This is a genomic window from Microbispora sp. CSR-4, assembly GCF_008033685.1.
In the GTDB taxonomy this organism is placed as follows: Bacteria; Actinomycetota; Actinomycetes; order Streptosporangiales; family Streptosporangiaceae; genus Microbispora.
Map to the genome: position 1 here is coordinate 73,839 of NZ_VJVX01000027.1, position 20,480 is coordinate 94,318.

Genomic DNA, 20,480 nt, shown 5'->3' on the forward strand with positions numbered 1-20,480 from the left:
GATCGTGATGGCCGCCTCCTAACCGAGCGCCGAGACGGCGAGCAGGAACCACGCGCTGTGCGGGATCCACTGCTCGGCCCAGCGCCATGAATGACCGGTCTCACGGTGTTCGTCCGGCATGAACGCGATGTCGTGCTCGTCGTCGAAGCCGCTGGTCACCCCGTTGAGGATGCCTCCGGGCACGTTCTGGAACACCGTGGAATATTCGACGTTGTTGCGGCCCCTGCCCTGGATCATCGAGGCGTCGAAGGGGTTCAGCCCCATCACCCAGTGCACCTGGTCGTCCGCCAGCCGGAGCAGCCGGTCGCGCAGGGCGGGGTCGCACTCGGGGAGCTCGGCCGCGAGCAGTGCCGCGTACGCGAGGGAGCAGATCGCGGCGTTCTCGCCCTGCCACCAATAGCCGGTCTCGTTGTCGTGCGGATAGAAGAAGGCCGTACGCGGCGGCCGGCCGGCCGGCTGCACGTACTGCCGGGCGTAGCCGAAGGGGTTCGGCACCTCGTCGGCCAGGTGCGCCGCGTCGCGCATCAGCGCGAGCGCCGTGGCGCGTGCCTGACCGGCGAGCGCGCGGCCGTCGTATGTCTCGGCGAACCGCATGAGGGCCACCGCGGGGAGACCGGCCTCCGCCGCGTGGAAGAACGGCCTGCCCTCCACGTCTCCCTTCAGGTAGCCGAAGCCCATGCCGGTGTCGGTGTAGCGGCCGATGAGCGACTCCGCGCGCCGCAGCGCGGCCTTCTCGTACGCCGCCGGATCGGGCGCGCCGGACACGACGCGCGCGGCCCGGCCGAGCTCGGTGGCGGCCATGAGCGCGCAGTAGTCGTCGATGACCGACTCCGTGCGGTCGTAGAGGTAGTCGAGGTTGTGCTCCTCCAGGTGGGCGAACCCGCGGTGGGCGGCGGCCAGATACTCCCCGGGAGTGAAGTCGCCGTGGTCGTCGAGCGTCGCGGCGCGGGCGAGCGCCGCGATGGCCATGCCTCCGCCCTGGCGGTAGGCGGCCTGCCAGCGGGTCGTCCTGACGCTGTCCTGCAGCGGCGCGTTGATCACCCGCTCGTCCAGATCCTTCGTCAGCGCGTCGAAGATGGCCGTGTAGAAGTAGCCCTCCTCGGACTGGAAGCGCACCAGGAAGTCCGCGCCGTGGAGGCCCTCGTCGCGCATGCGCGCGCCCAGGCTGCGCGACAGCTCCGGATGGTGCGCGGCGAGCCGGTCGCGGGCGGCCATGAACGCCCAGGCGCACAGCGGCGTCTGCTGGGGGTTCATCATGCGGGTGTAGTTGAGATGGCTGAGGAACTTGCTGTGGTCGCCTGAGGCGTCCAGCCACCCGCCGCGCGCGTCGACCGTACGGCCCGAGTCGTCCTGGTAGAACCGTGCGTGCCGGTCCTTGCGGTCGATCTCGCCGCTCGACCGCACCGCCTTGAAGTAGTAGAGGGTGTCCGACAGCGTCATGTGCTGCACCCGCCGCGTGCCGATGACGAACGGCTCGCCGGCGTGCACCCCGTCGGGCGTGACCACCTCCACCCGATAACGCCCCTCGGTGCGCACCCGGCTGAAGTCGACGCGCCGGAACGTGCCGAGGGACCAGCCGTCGACCCGTTCCTCCGGGCCCACGGCGAGCGTGGTCCGGGTGCCGTCCTCCTCGTCGACGAGAACGGCACCCTCGACGGCCACCCGGCCACGCAGGAGCACGACGGCCTTCTTCGTGCTCCCGGTGTTGTAGCCGAGGTGGCTGGTGAGAACGGTGATCACGCCCGGCCCTTCTCCGCCTTCTCCTTCGCGGCCTTCTCCTTCTCGGCGGCGACGCGCTCGGCGTAGTAGCGCGCGGAGCGCTTCGGCGTCCGCTTCTGTGTGTCGTAGTCGACCCGGACGATGCCGAACCTGCGGTCATAGCCGTACGACCACTCGAAGTTGTCGAGCAGCGACCAGGCGAAGTAGCCGCGGACGTCGGCGCCCTGCGCCCGGGCCTCCAGCACCGCGTCGATGTGCGTGCGCAGATACTCCGCCCGCTCGACGTCGTCCACGTAGCCGTTCTCGTCGGCCACGTCGGCGTACGCCGCGCCGTTCTCGGTGATGTACCAGGCCGGGCCGTGATACTCCCGTTCGAGGCGCAGCAGCAGGTCCGTGAGCGCGGCGGGGGTGACCTCCCAGTCCATCGCGGTGCGCGGGACGTCGCGGCGCACGACGACCGGCGACGGCCAGCCGTTCTGTCCCACCGGCCCGGCCTGGATCATGTGCGAGGAGTAGTAGTTGACGCCGAGCACGTCGAGCGGCTCCGAGATCACCGTGAGGTCGCCGTCCCGCACCGGGAGCGGGCAGCCCAGCTCGGCGAGCTTGTCGGCGATGTCGGCCGGATACTCGCCCCGGATCAGCGGGTCGAGGTAGAGCCGGTTGTCCCACCCGTCCGCCCAGCGGGCGGCGGCGACGTCGGCGGGGGAGTCGCTCGCGGGCACCTTGGGGCCGAGGTTGAGCGTGATGCCCACTTCGAGCCGGTCGGAGCGGCCGCTCGCCGCCGCCTTCTCGCGGATCACCCGCGCCGCCAGCCCGTGCCCCAGCAGCAGGTGGTGGAGGGCGGCCATGCCCGCGCGGGCGTCCTGGCGGCCCGGGGCGTGCCGGCCGGTGATGTAGCCGAGGTAGGCCGAGCACCACGGCTCGTTCAGGGTCGTCCACTGGTCCACCCGGTCGCCCAGCGCGTCGTACGCGATGGCCGCGTAGTCGGCGAAGCGATACGCGGTGTCGCGGCTCGGCCAGCCTCCCGCGTCCTCCAGCGCCTGGGGAAGATCCCAGTGGTAGAGCGTCACCCACGGGCGGATGCCCTTGTCGAGCAGCTCGTCGACGAGACGGTCGTAGAAGGCGATGCCCGCGGGGTTGCCCGGGCCGGTGCCGTCCGGCTGCACGCGGGGCCAGGCGAGGGAGAAGCGATAGACGTCCATCCCGAGCTCGGCCATGAGCGCCACGTCCTCGGGCATGCGGTGGTAGTGGTCGCACGCGACGGCGCCGGTGTCGCCGTCCGCCACCGTGCCGGGGGTCGCGCAGAAGGTGTCCCAGATGGACGGGGTGCGCCCGTCCTCGCTCACCGCGCCCTCGATCTGGTACGACGAGGTGGCCGTGCCCCACAGGAAGTTCGCATTCTGCGTCATCAGGTCACATTTCCATTCGCAATAGGAGTTTCCGGGTCTTGACCAGGGAGTCTGTCAGACCCCGGTCAGGGCTCGCGGGAGACGGACTCCACCCACTTCTTGGTCTCCTCGATCCGCCCGGGCCCGGAGCGCCGCCAGACCCCCGTGCCGCCGGTCTGCCAGGGGTGCGGCCCCGCGAGCGGGCGATAGCCGACGCCCATCGCGTCGAGCCGTTCGAGGTGGACGGCGAGCCGCCGCTCGAAGTCCGCGAAGTCGTCGACCTGCCCGTTCCACAGCACCTCGGCGAGGGCGCACGCGCGCGGGAAGGCCAGGTAGTCGAGGCGCCGCTCGCTGGGCACCCACTCGGTCCAGATCTGGAACTGGCCGCCGAGAACCCGCCCGCGCAGCTCCTCCGGCCACTCGGAGGGAGCGGGCTCGAAGTCCGCGACGTCGCGGAGCGTGATCGGGCCGCCCTCCGAGCGGGGCTCCTCGGGCAGGTCCGACTGGTCGAAGTTGAAATACGTGGGGAACAGCGGCGTACGGACGACGTCCTGCGACGCCGCGGCCCGGCCCGCCACCTCGTGCCCGCGCCACGCCATGACGATGGTGTCCGGCAGCACGCCCCCGGTCACGAAGCCCTCGTCCCACACGACCATGCGTACGCCGCGGGTGGCGAGGAACCCGCCGAGGGTGCGGAGGAAGTGGCCGTGCATCTGCTTCACGTCGGTGTATCCGTGCTCGGCCATCTCCGCGGCGATCGCGGGGTCGTCCGCCCACCACCTCATGTCGCACTCGTCCCCGCCGAGGTGCACGTACGGCGTGTCGACCACGTCGAGGATCTCCTCCAGGACGTCCTGGAGGAACGCGACGACCGGGCGGGTGGGGCTGATGGACGAGCCGCCCGCCCAGACGGTGTCGAGCACGGCCTGCTCCTGGCCGGGACGGCCCAGCTCCGGATAGGCCGCGCGCAGCGCGGAGGTGTGCCCCGGCACGTCGATCTCCGGGACGATCGTGATCCCCCGGGCGCGTGCGTACGCCGAGATCTCGGCGAGGTCGTCGAGCGTGTAGTAGCCGCCGTGCGGGGTGCCGTCCGCGACGCCGTCGGGGCCGAGCCGGGTCAGCGGACGCCAGCTCCCCACCTCGTGCAGGCGCGGGTGGCGGCGGCTCTCCACACGCCATCCCTGGTCGTCCGACAGGTGCAGGTGCAGGCGGTTGAAGCGGTGCGCCGCGAGCAGGTCGACGTAGCGCAGCACGGTCTGCTTGGGGAAGAAGTGGCGGGCCACGTCGAGCATGGCCCCGCGCCACTCGTACGCCGGGTGGTCCGCCACCGTGCCGCACGGCACGGCCCAGCCGCCGGCGTCGCCCGCCCACTCGCGCCGCCACGCCTGGACGGGCATTAGCTGCCGGAGCGTCGTCAGCGCGCCGGCGGCGCCCTCGAAGCCGCCGGCGCGGATGTCCACGCCCGACTCGGTGACCTCCAGCCGGTACGCGCCCGGGGCGTCGTCGGTCTCGGTCACGGAAACCCAAGTGGTCTGAGTGGTATTAGCTGGATCGCCCTCGGGCCCGGGGGCGGGCAGCGGCAGTCCCGAGACGAACCTCCTCACCAGCGCCTCGGTCGCGGGCGACCCCGCGACCTTGACTGCCACACCCGCGTTGAGCAGGCATTTTCCCGGGCGTGAAAGGGCTTGCCGGGGTCGGGGAAGAAGCGCGGAATAGGGGTCCAAAGCGTGTCCCGTCGGGTCGGTCCGTCCGAAGTCCGAAGATGCCGGCGCACCAGCATGTGACCGCGAAGGTACTTCTTGTCTTGATTTGGTGCAAGTGGTATCTTCCCGGTACTTCGCTGGTATCTGCCCATGTCGCACCGAGGCGACGGCGATCCACGCAGCTCGATTAGAGGTGCCCATGACGGTCAAGCAGGCATTGCCTCGTGCGCTCGCAGAAGGCGGGGAAACGCGGCCGGCCCAACAGAAGACGCCGTTTCTCGCACGCTTATGGCGGGACGCCCCACTGCTTGTGATGGTCGCGCCCGCCGCGATCGTGCTCCTGCTGTTCACGTACATCCCGCTTCTGGGAAGCGTGATCGCATTCATGGACTATGTCCCGTTTCTCGGGTTCACCGGATCAGACTGGGTGGGCTGGGACAACTTCACGGCGCTGTTCTCCGACCCGTCGTTCTGGACCGCCGTGTGGAACACCGTGCAGATCACGTTCCTGCAGCTGGCGCTTTTCTTTCCGGTCCCCATCCTGCTGGCGGTGCTCCTGAACACCGTGGCGCTGCCGGCGGCGAAGAGGTTCGTCCAGTCGGTGATCTACCTGCCCCACTTCCTCTCCTGGGTGATCATCGTCGCGCTGTTCCAGCAGGTCCTCGGGGGCGCGGGGGTGATCAACCGGTTCCTCATAACGCACGGCCTCTCGCCGTTCGACGTGATGTCGAACCCCGACACGTTCAAGCTGCTGCTGACCACCCAGTCCATCTGGAAGGACGCCGGCTGGGGGACGATCATCTTCCTCGCCGCCATCGCGGCCATCGACCCCGCTCTCTACGAGTCCGCGGCGATGGACGGCGCCGGCGCCTGGCGCAGGTTCTGGCACGTCACGCTGCCGGGGATGCGGCCGATCATCGTGCTGATGCTCATCCTGCGGCTGGGTGACGCCCTGACGGTCGGGTTCGAGCAGATCCTGCTGCAACGCGACGCGGTCGGCCCGGGAGCGGCCGAGGTGCTCGACACCTTCGTCTACTACAACGGCGTCGTCGACGGGAGCTGGGGCACCGCGACCGCGGCAGGCCTCCTCAAGGGCGTCGTCAGTCTCTTTCTCGTCCTCGCGGCGAACAAGATCGCCCATCGGTTCGGTGAGGAAGGTGTGTACAAGCGATGAGCCACCCCGGCCGGCCCGTCTGGCTCGGCAAACCGAAGCCCGTCGCCCTCGCGCTCAAGGCGCTGGCCCTCGTGCTGATCAGCGCGGTCGTGATCTTCCCGTTCCTCGTCGTCGTCTCGACGAGCCTGGCGACCAAGCAGGAGATCGACGCGAACGGCGGCTACGTCGTGTGGCCCACGCAGATCTCGTTCGACGCCTACTACCAGATCTTCAACGGCACCCAGGTCGCCAGGTCGATCGTCATCAGCGTCTGCGTGACCGCCGTGGGCACCGCGTTCAGCCTCTTCTGCACGGTGCTCGCGGCGTACGGCCTGAGCCGGAGGGGCTCGCTCTTCCAGCGGGGCCTGCTGTCGTTCGTGCTGCTCACCCTGCTCTTCGGCCCGGGGATGATTCCGGTCTATCTCATGGTGAAGCAGCTCGGCATGCTCAACACCTACTGGTCGCTGATCATCCCCGGTGCGGTGAGCGCCTTCAATATCGTCATCGTCCGGGGCTTCATCCAAGGAATTCCGAAGGAGCTCTTCGACGCCGCGCGAATGGACGGCGCGGGTGAATGGCGGATCCTGTGGTCCGTCGTGCTGCCCCTGTCGAAAGCCGTCATCGCCGTCGTCGGCCTTTTCCTCGCCGTCGGCTACTGGAACAACTATTTCAGCCCGCTGCTCTATCTGAACGACACCCAGATGTGGCCGCTCCAGCTCGTGATGCGGACATTCGTGCTGCAGAACAACGTCACCTCGAACGCGGCCGCCATTCCCGGATATGTGGCGCCACCCGCCCAGTCCGTCCAGATGGCCCTCGTGGCGATCGCCACGGTGCCGATCCTGCTGGTCTATCCCTTCCTGACGAAGCACATGTCGAAGGGAATGCTCACCGGGGCCATCAAGGGATAAGCCCGCGTTCCGACACCTCCCATCAGAAAACAAAGGAACAGATCATGGGGATCAGAAATCGATCCGGATTCTCGGCCTCGAACGAGGGCGTCAGCCGCAGGAGCCTGCTGAGGGGCGCCGGTCTGGCCGCCGCGCTCGTCCCGATGAGCGGCGTGCTCGCGGCCTGCGGTTCCGGCTCGGAGGCCGGTGGCGGCGGAGCCGCCTCGTCCGGCGCGGCCAAGGCGGTGCCGCTGCCGACGTACGTGCCGCCGGTCAAGCCGAAGCCCCTGCTCGAGGGCAACGCGCAGGGCGTCATGGACGTCTACGCGTCCTTCCCCATGGACGGGCCGCGTACGGTCAACGGGCAGGTCGGCGACGGCAGCGACTTCAACGTGCTGATCATGACGTACGGCCAGCCGTCGCCGCCGGTGAGCGAGAGCCCCTACTGGCAGCTCCTCAACAAGGAGCTGAACCTCAACGTCAAGCCCCTCCAGGTGCCGTTCGACAGCTTCCAGACGAAGTTCCCCGCCCTGGTCGCCGGTGATGATCTGCCCGAGTTCGTCTCCGTCCCGATGTACATGAACGTCTCCCGCCTGCCGCAGCTCGCCGAGGCGCAGTTCACCGACCTGAGCGAGTTCCTCTCGGGAGACGCGGTGAAGAAGTATCCGAACCTCGCCGGCATCCAGAACTACGCCTGGCTCAACGGCTACCTCAACGGCCGCATCTACGGCGTGCCCAAGTCGGACCCCGTCTTCACCTCGCAGATCTACACGAAGACCGACGTCATCGAGGCCGCGGGCGCCAACCCGAATCCGACGAACCTCCAGGAGTTCAAGGACCTCGCCAAGGCCGTCACCAACCCCAAGGCGGGCGTCTACGCGTTCGGCAGCAACATCGCCGACTTCATGATGATGATGTTCGGAGTCCCGAACAAGTGGACCAAGCGCAGCGACGGCACCTTCGTCTCGGCCTACGAGCACGAGGCGTTCATCCCGGCCATGGCGGAGCTCGCCGACCTCTACAAGAGCGGCTGCTTCCACCCCGACACCCCGACGCTGATGAACAACAAGACCCAGCGCGACTCGATGTTCCGGGGCGGCAAGCTGGCGATGCTCTGGGACGGCAACCGCGCGGTCGGCATCGTGGCCGACGACAAGGACGTGGTCTTCGACATCATGGTGCCCTTCGGCAAGGACGGCGGTAAGGGCGTCCACTGGACCGGCGGCGGCGCGTACGCCATGACGATGATCAAGAAGACCACCGACAAGAACCGGATCGACATGTTCCTCCGGGTCCTCGACTACATCGCCGCGCCGTTCGGCTCCCGCGAGTCGTTCATCATGAGCTACGGGGTCGAGGGCGTCGACTACACGGTCAAGGACGGCGTCGCCGTGCTCACGACCCGCGGACAGCGCGAGCAGGACCTCGGCCTGGCCTACATCGTGGGCGGCCCGCAGGTGCTGTGCGACCCGCAGGGCGCTCCCGGCGTGGACAAGCTGAACTACGAGTGGCAGCAGAAGGCCGTGCCGATGCTCCTCGACAACCCCGCGCAGCACCTCTACTCCGAGACCTTCAACACCAAGGGCTCGTCGCTGGAGCAGCAGATGCAGGACGCGATCACCGCGGTGTTCCTCGGCCGGGAGCCCGCCTCCAGCCTGACGTCGGCGGTGCAGAAGTGGAAGGTCGCCGGCGGCGACCGCATGGCCAAGGAGTACGCCGAGGCGGCCACGCTGGCCGGCTAGGCGATCCCGGCCGTCAGGACAACCGAAGGAATCCACGATGAAGTTGAGACGCTCGCCGTCCGCGATGGTGATCGTCGACGGTACGGACATCCACCACGACCTGATCGGCGCCGCGCTGGCGCTCCAGGAGATCGTCACCGAGGCGGGGCTCCCCACCGCCAGGGCCGTGGGGATGGAGCGCTTCGCCGACCTCACCCCGGCCACGGCGGAGGCCGACGTCTACGTCGTCTACCGTTCGTCGATCGTCTTCCACCCCCGGGAGCAGCAGGCGCTGTCCGACCTGGTCGCCGCGGGCAAGGGACTGGTCGTCCTGCACGCGAGCAACCTGTTCGGGTTCGGCGAGGGCGGCCTGGAGGCCGACCGCGTCGCGTTCGAGCTGGTGGGCTCCCGCTACCTCTCCCACGGGACCTCGGGATCGGAGGGACGGTTCGACGTCCGGCTGTGCGGCGACCACCCGGTCACCCGCCACATGGAGGACTTCGGCATCGACGACGAGTTCTACGTCCTGGAATACGGCCCCGACGTCCGGGTGCTCGCCGAGCGGGTGACCGACGACGGCACCGAGCCCGTCCTCTACGTGCGCGACCACGGCGAAGGCCGGGTCTGCTACTCCGCGCTCGGACACGACGCGCGGGCCTGGGGCAACCCCGGCTTCCGGCAGCTCGTCCGCCAGGCGACGCTCTGGGCGGCGGGCGTCCGGGACGACGAGATCCTGACCTGGTCGACCCGCTGGCCCCTCGGCAACGGCAAGATCATCGGAGGTGCGGCGTGAGCGGATCACGTACGGACGGCCGCGCCGCGCCGATCGCCGCGCAGCTGTGGTCCCTGCACGAGGAGGCCTCCCGCGACCTGCTCGGCGTGCTCGAACGGGTGGCGGCGCTCGGCTTCCTCGCGGTCGAGCCGATCAGCCTGTACGGCCACAAGCCGTCCGTCGTACGGGACGTGGCCGACGGCCTCGGGCTGGAGTTCTGCAGTGCCCACGCGCCGTTCCCCGCGGGCGACGCGGCCGAGGCGATCCTCGACGAGCACCAGGAGCTCGGCGTCGAGACGCTCGTCTGGAGCATGGAGCCCGAGGAGTTCGCCACGCGCGACGGCGTGCTGCGGGGCGTCGAGCGCGTCAACGAGGCGGCGGCGAACGCGGCCAGGCGGGGCATGCGCATCGCCTACCACAACCACTTCGCCGAGTTCGAGAACGTCTTCGGCGCAGAGCGCGCCTACGACCTCCTGCTGCGCGAGCTGGATCCGGCGGTCGCCGTCGAGCTGGACGTCTACTGGGTCCGTACGGCAGGGCTCGACCCGGCCCCCGTCGCGGCCTCGCTCGGCGACCGCGTGGAGTTCGTCCACCTCAAGGACGGACCGGCCCGCGGGATGGACGACTACATGGTCCCGTTCGGCGAGGGCGTGGTCGACGTGGAGAGCGTGGTCCGCGCCAACCCGGCGATCCGCTGGCACATCGTCGAGGCGGACCGGTCCCGCGAGGACATGTACGGCCTGCTGCGCCGATGCTACGAGTTCCTCGTCGGCCGCGGCCTGGCGGTGGGCCGCAAGCCGGTGGAACGCGTGATCGATGGGGAGGTGGGGCCGCGATGAGCGCGCAGCGGGTGCTCTTCCTCGGGGGAACGGGCGTGCTCAGTGCCGCCTGCGCCCGTGAGGCCGTCGCGGCGGGTCTCGACCTGACCGCCGTGACCAGGGGCCGCACGACGTCGCGGCCCCTGCCCGACGGCGTACGCGCCGTCGAGGCCGACGTGCGGGACGACGCGTCGATGCGCGCGGCGCTCGGGGACGAGACGTTCGACGTGGTCGTGAACTTCATCGGCTACACGCCCGAGGACGTCCGGGCCGACGTGGCCAGGTTCGCCGGCCGCACCGGGCAGTACGTCTTCATCTCGACCGGATCGGTGTACGCCCGTCCGGCCCCGGCGCTGCCGATCGTGGAGTCCTCCGCGCGGCGCAACAACGGGTTCGACTATCCGGCGCAGAAACTCCGCTGCGAGGAGGCGCTCGAACAGGCGTACCGCTACGAGGACTTCCCGGTCACGATCGTGCGCGCGGCACACGTCTACGACCAGACGGCGCTGCCGCTGCTCGCGGGCTGGACCGCCATCGAGCGGTGGCGCGCGGGCAAGGCGGTGGTCGTCCACGGCGACGGGACCTCGCTGTGGAACCTGATGCACGCGCGCGACTTCGCCCGGGGCCTGATCGGCCTCGTCGGCAACCGTCACGCGGTGGGCGACAGCGTGCACATCACCTCGGACGAGATTCTCACCTGGGACGAGATCCATCTGTGCCTCGCCGCGGCCGCGGGAGCCGTGCCCCGGATCGTGCACCGGTCGAGCGAGGACATCGGCCGGGAAATCGCCTGGATGGGGCCGGTTCTGCAGGAGGATTTCCGGCACTCGGTCATTTACGACAACTCTAAAATCAAGCGGCTGGTGCCCGGTTTTTTGCCGAAAGTTCCATTTGCGCGGGGAGCGCGCGAGATCGTCGCCTGGTTCGACGAGGAGCCGTCGCGACGCCGGGCGAACCCGGAGCTGGACGCGGCATTCGATCGCCTGGTCGGCGATCGCCATGGGTGAAGTTCCACCGGGCGGATCCGGTGTGAGAATGACATTATGTTCGCCGGTAGGTGGGCGGGGGACGAAAGGACGTGGACCGGGTGAATAGGGTGTCTCAGGCGAGTCTCATCGCTTCGGACAGCCCTGAACCGCTGTGGGTGCAAGCGGCCGAACTCATCGAGCGCCGGGTGCGCGAGGGGGCCCTTGCCAGCGGACGGCGCCTGCCCGCCGAGCGTGAGCTGTGCAACCAGATGGGCATCAGCCGGGTGACGCTCCGGCGCGCGCTCCAGCACCTGGTCGAGCAGGGCGTGCTCCGCTCGTCCCACGGGCGAGGCTGGTACGTCGCCGGCCGGCCCGACCGCGACTGGCCCAACTCGCTGGAGTCGTTCACCGAGACGGCCAGGCGGAAGGCGCTGACCGCGACCTCCCGGGTGATCCGCGCCGAGGTCAAGGAGGCGTCGCTCGACGAGGCCGACCAGTTCGGCGTGGCGGCGGGCACGCGGCTCTTCGTGCTCGAACGCGTGCGCATGCTGGACGGCGTCCCCGTCGGCGTCGACTCCTCCCGCGTCGTGCTGAACGTCGCGCCGCGGCTCCCGGAGACCGACTTCACCAAGGCGTCGCTGATCGAGGAGCTCACCGCCGGGGGAGCCGAGCCGGTCGTCGCCCAGTCGGTCATCGAGGCCAAGGGCTGCCCCGAGGGGATCGCCGAGCACCTCGACCTCACCCCCGGTGATCCCGTCCTGGTGATGCACCAGTCGATGGTCGACGCCGTCGGACGGGTCGTCCTGGTCTCGGCCATCACCTATCGGGGCGACCGCTACCGCCTGCGCACCTCCTTCGTACGAGGGGGAACGAGCCCCGCCTGACGGGCCTGTTTCTCCACGTGGGACGCGCGTCGTGCGGTCCCACGGCTTCGTGCTGTCCGAACTCCTGAGCAATACCAGTTGTCCGTACGGCATCACTTGGTATGCAGTGGTATTTGATTTGAAGCGTCTGGTCTAGGCTTGTGTCGCGGTTGGCTCGCCTATGTGTGTTGAAGGGAACTGACGGAATGCCGGGAGAACGGATCCCCTATGTCGACGGCCGTACGGCCCAGCCGGCGGCGCTGGAGCGGGTCGCGGCGCGGGTCGCGGCCCAGCTCCGGGACGGCCGTGACGTGTTCGCGGGCCGCTCCCGCCCGGTCTTCGTCGGCATGGGAGCCAGCTACGCCGCGCTCGCCCTGCCGCTGCGGATGCTCGCCGACGGCGCGGTGCCGGCCCGCCAGGAGCTGGCCAGCGAGATCGGCTCCGGCGTCGCGCTCGCGGAGGCCGACCTCGTGATCGGCGTCTCGCAGTCGGGCCGCAGCCCGGAGACCGTCGACGCGCTGGCCATGGTGCCGCGGGAGCGGCGGGCGGCCGTGGTCAACGTCGTGCCCTCCCGGCTCGGCGACACGGCGGCGCACCCTGTCGATCTCGGCAACGAGCCCGACAGCTATGCCTCGACCATCGGCTACACCGGCACGTTGATCGCCCTGGCGATGATCGCCCGCACCATCCTCGGCACGTCTCCGGCCGAGGTCGCCGCGGAGTGGAACGGCATCGCCGACGTCCTCACCCGCCACGAGCACGCGCTCGCGCCGGTGGTGGACGAGGTGGCGGGCCGCGCCGGGCGGGTGGTCGCGGCGGACATCGTCGCGTCGGGAGCCTCCCGCTCCGCCTCCGAGTCGGGGGCACTGCTGCTCCGCGAGGTGTGCCGGGTGCCCGCCTCCGCCCTGGTCACCCGCAACTACCTGCACGGGGAGATGGAGTCGGCGGGGCAGACCCTGCACGTCGTCCTCGGCGACGGCCGGGAGCTGGAGATCGCGCGCAGCCTCGCCGGAGCCCGCCACCTCACGCTCTGCGTCACCTCGGCCGAGGTCGACCCCGGCGACCACCTACACGTGGTGCGCATCCCCGAGGGCGTGTCGATGCCGGTCCGCACGGTCCTGGAGACCGCCGTACTGCAACGGCTCGCGGGATCCCTCGCCATGGTGCGCGGCGTGGCGATCGAGGACTTCGTCTTCGACAACACCGACACCAAGATCGAGGAGCCCATCGGATGAGCCCGGTGGTGGCCGGCGTGGACGTGGGGGGCACCAAGACCCGCGTCCGGCTCGCCGACGCGTCGAGCGGCGAGGTGCTCACCGACCTGACGGTGCCCAGCACCGGCTGGCAGACGGCCTGCCTTCCCCAGGCGGCGGCCTGGTTGTCGGAGCGGCTCCACCCGCTGCTCCGGCAGGGCCCGGAGGTACGCCATGTCGTCGTGGGCGCGCACGGCTGCGAGACCCCCGACCAGTTCGAACGGCTCGCCCACGAGCTCGTCCGGGTGCTCGAAACGCCGGTGACCGTGGTCAACGACGCCGAACTGCTCGTCCCGGCCGCGGGCCTGGCCGGGGGGATCGGCGTCATCTCCGGCACGGGCGCCATCGCCGTCGGCAGGCACCGCGACACGGGCGCGTACCTGTCCGCGGGCGGCTGGGGATGGGTGCTCGGCGACGAGGGATCGGGCTCCGCGCTCGTCCGCGACGCGGCCCGCGCGGTGCTCGCCCGCGCCGACGAGGGCGCGCCCGGCGACGGGCTCGATGTCGCCCTCCTGCGCGCCTTCGGCGTCGGCGGCCTGCCCGAGCTGGCGGCGGCGATGAGCTGGAACGGAGGAGTCGAGACCTGGGGCGCCCACGCCCCGGTCGTCTTCGCGGCCGCGGATGCCGGGTCGGCGACCGCCGACGCCGTCATCACGGCGGGCGGCCGGGCACTGGCCCGTCTCGTGTCCTGCCTGGCCGGGCGGGGCGCCGACCTCCGGGCCGTGGTCGTGGCGGGGGGTGTCATCGCCAACCAGCCCCGCCTGATGCGGGCGTTCGAGGAGGAGCTGAGGTCCCTGCTCCCGGCGGTCACGGCCACCCTGCTCCAGGCCCCGCCCGTGGTCGGAGCCGTCGAGCTGGCCCGCCGCGGCCTGAGCTGATCCGGATCGGAAGAGGAGAACATGCGGTTTTCACAGGTCGTCGCCCCGGGCCGGTCGGAGGTCGTCGAGGTCCCTGACGCGCCTGTCCGCCCGGGAGAGGTCCGCGTACGCACGCTCGCGTCGGGGATCTGCGTCTCCGAGCTGCCGGCCTGGGCGGAGCACGACGACGCCGCGCCGCGCCGGCTCGGGCACGAGCTGAGCGGCGAGATCGTGGAGCTGGGCCCGGGCGTCCATGGATGGTCGAGGGGAGACCGCGTCACCGGCTTCGCGTCTCCCGCGTTCGCCGACACGGTGAACGTCGACGCCAGGGAGCTGCTGCCCGCCCCGTCCAACGTGCCGAGCCGGGCCGTGCTCGGCGAGCCGCTGGCCTGCGTGGTCGAGGCGCTGTCGAGGTGCGGCCTGCGGCCGGGGCAGCGCGTGGCGGTCGTGGGGCTCGGGTTCATGGGCCTGGGCGCCCTGCAGGTCGCCGCCGACCGCGCGCCCGCCCGTCTCGCCGGCGTCGACCCGGCGCCTTTGGCCCGCGAGCTCGCGGCCGAGTTGGGCGCGAGCGACGTGCACACCCCCGAGGAGGCAGGCGAGAGCCTGCGCGGCACGTTCGACGTGGTCGTCGAGTTCTCCGGCAAGGCCGCCGGGCTCAAGCTCGCGGGCGACCTCGTGACCACGCACGGCACGCTCTGCGTCGCCGGCTACCACCACGACGGCCCGCGTGAGCTGGACATCGAGCTGTGGTATCGCGGCGTGACCATCGTCAACGGCTTCACCGGGCAGCGGTGGCGCCTCATGGCCGCCATGGCCGAGGGGCTGCGCATGATGGCGGACCGGCGCCTGACCTTCGAGCCGCTGATCACCCACACCGTCTCACTGGAGGACCTCGACACGGGGTTCGGATACTTCCTCGACCGCCCGGACGGCTTCGTCAAGTGCGTCGTCACCCCCTGACAGGGGCGAAACGTTCACTTATGACGCTCATACAACCTTCGTCCTGATTGATTTCGTGCTGCCCCTTGATCGTTGTGCACGGTCGGGCCCGTCGTGCCCGGCCGTACGCACAGCAGCACTACTCGCAGGGGGATGACACATGGGTGCATTGCGCAGGGCCGCGACCGTCGCGGTGCTCGGCGGCGTGATGGCCGCACTGCCCGGGATCGCCTCGGCCGACGCCGCCCACAACAAGCCTGTTCACGACCACGGTCACGGGCGCGGCCGGGCGCGGGGCCGACCTGTGGTCCGCTGACCGAGCAGGCCACCAAGGAGAAGCATCCCCGCGCGGGGATGGTCCGAGCATGGCCGAGGCGTGGGACACGTACACCACGTCGCCCCCGCGCCCGCGGGGATGGGCCGCGGATCACGATCCGGAAGCCGGAGTCGTGGAGGCGCGCCAGGATGGCGGCGAGACGGAGCCGTCTACCTACGGAACAGACCCGAGCCGCGGCGGGTCGGCCAGGTGCGCGGCGACGGCGGCGGTGAGGGAGTCGTCCTCGGCGAGGTCGTCGGCGCCGATGACCGACAGCAGGGCTCGTACGGCGTCGGCGCCCCGCCGGTCGGCCCACGCCTGGCTCAGCCGCGCCGCGGCGGGGTCGTCGGGCTCGCCGTCACGGGTGTGCCTGGCCCACGCGGCCAGCGCGAGCTCCAGCATCGGCGTCTGCGCGCCCGCCGCGCGTAGCTCGCGCAGCGGGGCCAGCCAGCGCTCGGGCACCTTGAGCGAGCCGTCGGCGGCGATCTGGCGCAGCCTGTGCCGCATGGCGTGGTTGGCGAAGCGCTCGATCAGGGCGTCGGTGTACGCCTCGGCGGAAAGGCCGCCGGTCAGCGTCGCCGCCACCTCGGCCGTGTAGGCGCGTACGACCGGCTCGCCCCACGGCGTGTCCATGACGTCGGCCACGGTCTCGCACCCCGCGGCCAGCCCCAGGTATGCCATGAGCGAGTGGGCGCCGTTCAGCAGCCGCAGCTTCATCATCTGGTACGGGCGGACGTCGGGCACGAAGGTGACGCCGGCGGCCTCCCAGCGGGGCCGGTCGGAGGCGAAGGCGTCCTGGACGATCCACTGGCTGAACGGCTCGCCCACCACCGCCCCCTCGTCCCGCAGGCCCAGCGCCAGCGCGGCCGTACGGAGGTCGGCGTCGGTGGTGGCGGGCACGATGCGGTCCACGACGGTCGAGGGGAAGGCGACCGTGGAGTCGATCCAGTCGAGCAGGCGATCGCGCTCCGGCCAGCCGCTCGCGGCGGCGTATTCGCGGACGAGCCGCCCGGTGATCTCGCCGTTGCCGACCATGTTGTCGCACGACACGACGGAGATGGGAGCCCCCACCCGCATCCGCGCACGCAGTCCGGCGACGAGCTGTCCTACCACGGTGGCCGGCGTGGGCGCCCCCGCCAGGTCGGCTCGCACCAGCGGATCGCCGACGGCGAGGCCACCGGTCGCCGGATCCCACCGATAACCCTTCTCCGTCACCGTGATCGTGACCACGGCCACGTCGGGGCTGGCCAGCAACGCCGCCAGCCGGTGCCCGTCGTCGACCGCGTGCAGCACCTCGACGACGGACCCGACGACCTGGACGGCGGGTCCGCCGGGCTCCCGCCGCGCCAGGGAGTAGAGGCCGTCCTGCGGGCGAAGCCGGTCCACGACCGTACGGCTGCGCTGGGTGACGCCCGCGATGCCCCAGCCGCCACCATGCGCGGCCTCGGCCGCCTCGGTGTAGACGGCCTGGTGGGCCCTGTGGAAGGCGCCGATGCCGAGGTGGACCAGGCGTGGTCGCAGCGAAGCGGGGTCGACCGCGGGGCGCGACGGCTCGGGCACCCGGGACAGCGTGGCTCGGGAGAGCCGGTCGGTGGTGCTCACCAGTCGTGCACCGAACCGTCGGCCCTGCGGCTGACCGGCAGATACTTCGGCTCGTACGGGAAGTGGGCGGCGGCCTCCTCGTCCATCTCCACGCCCAGGCCCGGCGCCGTGGAGGGGTGGAGGGCGCCGTCGCGCAGCTCGTACGTAGGGCGGAACACCTCGTGGGTGACCGGTTCGTGCTCCATGTACTCCTGGACGCCGAAGTTGGGGACGGTCACGTCCAGGTGCACGGCCGCCGCCATGCTGACGGGCGACAGGTCGGTGGCGCCGTGCGAGCCGGTGCGCACCTGGTACAGCTCTGCCAGGTTGAAGATCCGGCGGACGTGGGTGATGCCGCCGGCGTGTACGACGGAGACCCGGATGTAGTCGATGAGCCGCTCCGTAATGAGCTGCTGGCAGTCCCAGATGGAGTTGAAGACCTCCCCGACGGCTATCGGCGTCGTGGTGGCCTGGCGGATCTGACGGAAGGACTCCTGCAGCTCGGCGGGGGTGGGGTCCTCCATCCAGAACAGCCGCAGGTCCTCAAGACGCCGCCCGAGCCGCCCCGCCTCGGTGGGGGTGAGCCGGTGATGCACGTCGTGCAGCAGGTGGAAGTCGAAGCCGAACCGTTCGCGCACCGCCGCGAGGTAGCCGGGGGCGAAGTCCAGATATGCCTCGGTCGACCACATCTGCTCGTCCGGCAGCGAGGCGTTGGCCGGTTCGTACACTCCCCGGCCGTGCCTGACGCCGTAGCTGCCGGGGGTGCCGGGCACGGCGGCCTGGGCGCGGATCGCCTGGTAGCCGAGATCTCTGAAGCGCGCGATGTCGTCCAGCAGTTCGGCGACGTCGCCGCCGCTGGCGTGGCCGTACACCATGGCGCCCTCGCGGGCCTTGCCGCCGAGCAGCTCGTAGAGCGGCAGCCCGGCCACCTTGCCCTTGATGTCCCACAGGGCGGTGTCGACGGCGGCGATGGCGGTCATGGTCACGGGACCGCGGCGCCAGTAGGCGCCCTTGTAGAGGTACTGCCAGGTGTCCTCGATGCGGGCGGGGTCGCGGCCTATCAGCAGCGGCACGACGTGGTCGCGCAGGTAGCCGGCGACGGCCAGCTCGCGGCCGTTGAGGGTGGCGTCTCCCAGGCCGGTCACGCCGTCCGAGGTCGTGATCTTCAACGTCACGAAGTTGCGCCCCGGCGAGGTGACGATGACCCTCGCGTCGGTAATGGTCGCCATATATCCCGCTCCCCTCAGGCGCCCGTGGTCTGGACGGCGCGGGGCTGGTCGGCGTACTCCTTGCCGGCCAGGCGGCCGGGCGCCGTCTCGGGCATGAAGAACAGCGCGATGACGCTGATCAGCACGAGAGCGCCGACGTACACCGCCACCCAGCCGAAGGAGCCGCCACCGGCGATCAGCAGAGCGGCCGCGACCACCGTGAAGGGGCCGGAGGCGATCATCGAGCCGAACTGCCAGACGAGCGAGACGCCGCTGTAGCGGACCGCGGCCGGGAACAGCTCGGGGAAGTAGGACGCCTGCGGCGCATAGGTCCCCGCGTGGCCCAGCGCCAGACCGGCGACGAGGAGCAGCACGATGACGGCCATGTTTCCGGTCTCGATGGCCTTGAACGCGGGCACGATCAGCACCAGGTTCAGCACGGCGGCGGCCAGGTAGACCGGGCGGCGGCCGATCCGATCGGTGAGGCGGCCGATCAGCGGGATCGTGATGAGCTCGCACACGATCGCGATGATGACCGCGTTGAGCACCATGGAGTCGTCCACGCCGTGCTGCTTGCCGTACGAGACGAGGAAGACGGTGTAGAAGGGGAACACCGCGGCCTCGACGAACTTCGTGAACAGCCCGCCGAACACCTCCTTGCGGTGGTTGCGCATCAACAGGGGCAGCGGGGCGCTTTCCGCCTGCTTCTTCCTCCTCGCGGCCTTGAAGACCTCCGACTCGTCGATGCGCAGGCGGACGAACAGGCCGATGACCACGACGACGGCACTGAGCAGGAACGGCACCCGCCAGCCCCACGAGAGGAACGACTCTTCGGAAAGGGAACCGGTCAGCACCGCGAACAGCGCGCTGGGCACCAGGTAGGCGGCGGGGCTGCCGAGCTGCACGAAGCTCGCGTACCAGCCGCGGCGGGCGGGCGGCGCCGCCTCCATGGTGAGCAACACGGCGCCGCCCTGCTCGCCGCCCACCCCGAACCCCTGCACGAGGCGGACGAGCACCAGGATCGCCGTCGCCCACATCCCGATCTGCTGGTACGTGGGCAGCAGGCCGATGGCGAAGGTCCCCAGGCCGGTCAGCAGCAGCGTCGAGACCAGCGCCCGCTTGCGGCCGATCCGGTCACCGATGTGGCCCCAGACCAGGCCCCCGAGCGGCCGGGCGAAGAACCCCACGGCGTACGTCGAGAAGGCCGCCAGCGTCCCGACGGCGGGATCGACCTCGGGGAAGAAGATCTTGTTGAAGGCGAGCGCGGACGCGGTGCCGTAGATGAAGAAGTCGTAATACTCCGCCACGGTTCCGACGACGGACGCTCCGACGGTCCGCCGCAGGTCCCTCGGCGCGACTGCATCTCCATCGTTCATGAACGGCCTCCTCGCAGACGACTCAGATTACGTACTCGTTACGTGGTCGACTACCATACAAGTGCACCAGACACTTTTGTCTAGTGGTAAGAAGGACTCCTATGGCATCGAAGGAAGGACTGCAGGCCGCTCGCGCTCGCGGCAGGAACACCCGCCAGCTCGTGCACGAACTGCTACGGACCCAGATCATCAATCTCGAGCTGGAGCCGGGCGCGGCCCTGTCGGAAAACGACCTCGCCGCTGAGCTGAACGTCAGCAGGACCCCCGTGCGGGAGAGCCTGATCCTGCTGACCGACGAGGGGCTCGTCGATGTCTATCCACAGATGGGCACGTTCGTGGCGCGCATCAAGTTCAGCGACATCGCCTCGGCGCAGTTCATCAGGGAGGCTCTGGAGATGGCCGCGTTGCGCGAGGCGGTGACGCGGGTCACCGACCGCGACGTGGCCGACCTGCGCACCCTGCTCTCCGCACAACGCGACGCGGAAGAGCGCGCGGACACCGAGGCCTTCTTCCAGCTCGACGAGGAGTTCCACGCGCGGCTCATGGCGGTCAGCGGCCACGGCGACGCCTGGCGCGTCGTCGGTCAGGCCAAGGCGCAGCTCGACCGGGCCAGGCGGCTGTCGCTACCGCTCACCCAGCAGCTTCACCTGCTGATCCGCCAGCACACCGACGTGGTCGACCGGCTGGAGGACCGCGACCTGGAGCTCGCCGAGGAGGCGCTGCGGCGGCATCTGCGCCTGGTGCTGAGCGACGTGGAGAAGATCAGGGCCCGGCATCCCGAGCTGTTCAGCGACGACGACGTGCCGGTCCGCCCGCGCCGCGAGACCCGGCGCTCCTCTGCCCAACCCCGATGAGCCCGACCCCGATGAGCCCGGCCCCTCTGAGCCCGGCCCCTCTGAGCCCGGCCCTCTGAGCCCGGCCCCCCTGAGCCCGGCCCCCCTGAGCCCGTGAATCC

At 70.5% G+C, this 20,480-nt stretch carries 18 protein-coding genes; 12 read left to right on the forward strand and 6 right to left on the reverse strand.

Annotation, left to right across the window (positions count from 1 at the left end; all coding sequences use genetic code 11):
- Positions 1-18: 18 nt before the first annotated feature.
- From FLV34_RS20760 to FLV34_RS20770, 3 genes are all read right to left on the reverse strand, one after another.
- Positions 19-1,740, reverse strand: coding sequence for a glycoside hydrolase family 9 protein (locus FLV34_RS20760; protein WP_142650818.1), 1,722 nt, complete (start codon positions 1,738-1,740; stop codon positions 19-21).
- A complete protein-coding gene (locus tag FLV34_RS20765) occupies positions 1,737-3,128 on the reverse strand; it encodes a GH1 family beta-glucosidase (RefSeq protein ID WP_147943832.1) in 1,392 nt (463 codons plus the stop codon). The genes FLV34_RS20760 and FLV34_RS20765 overlap by 4 nt, the downstream gene beginning before the upstream one ends.
- A 65-nt stretch (positions 3,129-3,193) precedes the next feature.
- Positions 3,194-4,831 (reverse strand): beta-N-acetylhexosaminidase, encoded by a 1,638-nt coding sequence (locus tag FLV34_RS20770; RefSeq protein ID WP_261985851.1) that lies wholly within the window; start codon positions 4,829-4,831, stop codon positions 3,194-3,196.
- Between the two features lie 178 nt (positions 4,832-5,009).
- Here FLV34_RS20770 and FLV34_RS20775 point away from each other — a divergent pair, with 178 nt between their 5' ends.
- From FLV34_RS20775 to FLV34_RS40595, 11 genes are all read left to right on the forward strand, one after another.
- Entirely contained in the window at positions 5,010-5,984 is a 975-nt protein-coding gene (locus FLV34_RS20775; RefSeq protein ID WP_142650816.1) for a sugar ABC transporter permease, read from the forward strand.
- Complete coding sequence (locus FLV34_RS20780) at positions 5,981-6,874, forward strand: carbohydrate ABC transporter permease (protein ID WP_142650815.1); 894 nt, start codon at positions 5,981-5,983, stop codon at positions 6,872-6,874. Before FLV34_RS20775 ends, FLV34_RS20780 begins: the two co-directional genes overlap by 4 nt.
- A 44-nt stretch (positions 6,875-6,918) precedes the next feature.
- Positions 6,919-8,595 carry an extracellular solute-binding protein gene (locus FLV34_RS20785; protein WP_147943833.1) on the forward strand — a complete coding sequence of 559 codons (1,677 nt, stop codon included), beginning with the start codon at positions 6,919-6,921 and terminating at the stop codon, positions 8,593-8,595.
- Between the two features lie 37 nt (positions 8,596-8,632).
- Entirely contained in the window at positions 8,633-9,367 is a 735-nt protein-coding gene (locus FLV34_RS20790; RefSeq protein WP_205830911.1) for a ThuA domain-containing protein, read from the forward strand.
- Positions 9,364-10,185 (forward strand): sugar phosphate isomerase/epimerase, encoded by an 822-nt coding sequence (locus FLV34_RS20795; RefSeq protein ID WP_142650813.1) that lies wholly within the window; start codon positions 9,364-9,366, stop codon positions 10,183-10,185. Before FLV34_RS20790 ends, FLV34_RS20795 begins: the two co-directional genes overlap by 4 nt.
- Entirely contained in the window at positions 10,182-11,171 is a 990-nt protein-coding gene (locus tag FLV34_RS20800; RefSeq protein WP_142650812.1) for an NAD-dependent epimerase/dehydratase family protein, read from the forward strand. Before FLV34_RS20795 ends, FLV34_RS20800 begins: the two co-directional genes overlap by 4 nt.
- A gap of 137 nt (positions 11,172-11,308) precedes the next feature.
- On the forward strand, positions 11,309-12,016 hold the full coding sequence (locus tag FLV34_RS20805; RefSeq protein ID WP_205830910.1) for a GntR family transcriptional regulator: 708 nt from the start codon (positions 11,309-11,311) through the stop codon (positions 12,014-12,016).
- A 185-nt stretch (positions 12,017-12,201) separates the two neighbouring features.
- Positions 12,202-13,230 (forward strand): SIS domain-containing protein, encoded by a 1,029-nt coding sequence (locus tag FLV34_RS20810; protein WP_147943834.1) that lies wholly within the window; start codon positions 12,202-12,204, stop codon positions 13,228-13,230.
- Positions 13,227-14,126: an N-acetylglucosamine kinase gene (locus FLV34_RS20815; RefSeq protein WP_147943835.1), complete on the forward strand. Its 900-nt coding sequence runs from the start codon at positions 13,227-13,229 to the stop codon at positions 14,124-14,126. Before FLV34_RS20810 ends, FLV34_RS20815 begins: the two co-directional genes overlap by 4 nt.
- 21 nt (positions 14,127-14,147) lie before the next feature.
- A complete protein-coding gene (locus FLV34_RS20820; protein ID WP_142650808.1) occupies positions 14,148-15,065 on the forward strand; it encodes an alcohol dehydrogenase catalytic domain-containing protein in 918 nt (305 codons plus the stop codon).
- A gap of 139 nt (positions 15,066-15,204) precedes the next feature.
- A complete protein-coding gene (locus tag FLV34_RS40595) occupies positions 15,205-15,360 on the forward strand; it encodes a hypothetical protein (RefSeq protein WP_187280679.1) in 156 nt (51 codons plus the stop codon).
- Between the two features lie 174 nt (positions 15,361-15,534).
- Here the strand turns inward: FLV34_RS40595 and FLV34_RS20825 are convergent, their stop codons facing one another.
- The 3 genes from FLV34_RS20825 to FLV34_RS20835 are packed head-to-tail and all read right to left on the reverse strand — an operon-like array spanning position 15,535 to position 19,525.
- A complete protein-coding gene (locus tag FLV34_RS20825) occupies positions 15,535-16,962 on the reverse strand; it encodes a mannitol dehydrogenase family protein (RefSeq protein WP_147943836.1) in 1,428 nt (475 codons plus the stop codon).
- Positions 16,959-18,170 (reverse strand): D-mannonate dehydratase ManD, encoded by a 1,212-nt coding sequence (gene manD / locus FLV34_RS20830; RefSeq protein ID WP_142651683.1) that lies wholly within the window; start codon positions 18,168-18,170, stop codon positions 16,959-16,961. The genes FLV34_RS20825 and manD overlap by 4 nt, the downstream gene beginning before the upstream one ends.
- 14 nt (positions 18,171-18,184) lie before the next feature.
- Positions 18,185-19,525, reverse strand: a complete 1,341-nt coding sequence (locus FLV34_RS20835) for an MFS transporter (RefSeq protein ID WP_142651682.1) — start codon at positions 19,523-19,525, stop codon at positions 18,185-18,187.
- Between the two features lie 101 nt (positions 19,526-19,626).
- Here FLV34_RS20835 and FLV34_RS20840 point away from each other — a divergent pair, with 101 nt between their 5' ends.
- The gene (locus tag FLV34_RS20840) at positions 19,627-20,379 is read left to right on the forward strand and encodes a GntR family transcriptional regulator (protein WP_142651681.1); all 753 of its coding nucleotides are present in this window, start codon (positions 19,627-19,629) and stop codon (positions 20,377-20,379) included.
- Positions 20,380-20,480: the final 101 nt, after the last annotated feature.

Excerpts from the sequence above, each read along its gene's own strand:
- FLV34_RS40595 (WP_187280679.1), top strand. The coding sequence starts at position 15,205 with ATGGGTGCATTGCGCAGGGCCGCGACCGTCGCGGTGCTCGGCGGCGTG.
- FLV34_RS20775 (WP_142650816.1), top strand. The coding sequence starts at position 5,010 with ATGACGGTCAAGCAGGCATTGCCTCGTGCGCTCGCAGAAGGCGGGGAA.
- FLV34_RS20800 (WP_142650812.1), top strand. The coding sequence starts at position 10,182 with ATGAGCGCGCAGCGGGTGCTCTTCCTCGGGGGAACGGGCGTGCTCAGT.
- FLV34_RS20785 (WP_147943833.1), top strand. The coding sequence starts at position 6,919 with ATGGGGATCAGAAATCGATCCGGATTCTCGGCCTCGAACGAGGGCGTC.
- FLV34_RS20790 (WP_205830911.1), top strand. The coding sequence starts at position 8,633 with ATGAAGTTGAGACGCTCGCCGTCCGCGATGGTGATCGTCGACGGTACG.
- FLV34_RS20810 (WP_147943834.1), top strand. The coding sequence starts at position 12,202 with ATGCCGGGAGAACGGATCCCCTATGTCGACGGCCGTACGGCCCAGCCG.
- FLV34_RS20780 (WP_142650815.1), top strand. The coding sequence starts at position 5,981 with ATGAGCCACCCCGGCCGGCCCGTCTGGCTCGGCAAACCGAAGCCCGTC.
- FLV34_RS20840 (WP_142651681.1), top strand. The coding sequence starts at position 19,627 with ATGGCATCGAAGGAAGGACTGCAGGCCGCTCGCGCTCGCGGCAGGAAC.
- manD (WP_142651683.1), bottom strand. The coding sequence starts at position 18,170 with ATGGCGACCATTACCGACGCGAGGGTCATCGTCACCTCGCCGGGGCGC.
- FLV34_RS20820 (WP_142650808.1), top strand. The coding sequence starts at position 14,148 with ATGCGGTTTTCACAGGTCGTCGCCCCGGGCCGGTCGGAGGTCGTCGAG.
- FLV34_RS20835 (WP_142651682.1), bottom strand. The coding sequence starts at position 19,525 with ATGAACGATGGAGATGCAGTCGCGCCGAGGGACCTGCGGCGGACCGTC.
- FLV34_RS20765 (WP_147943832.1), bottom strand. The coding sequence starts at position 3,128 with ATGACGCAGAATGCGAACTTCCTGTGGGGCACGGCCACCTCGTCGTAC.
- FLV34_RS20815 (WP_147943835.1), top strand. The coding sequence starts at position 13,227 with ATGAGCCCGGTGGTGGCCGGCGTGGACGTGGGGGGCACCAAGACCCGC.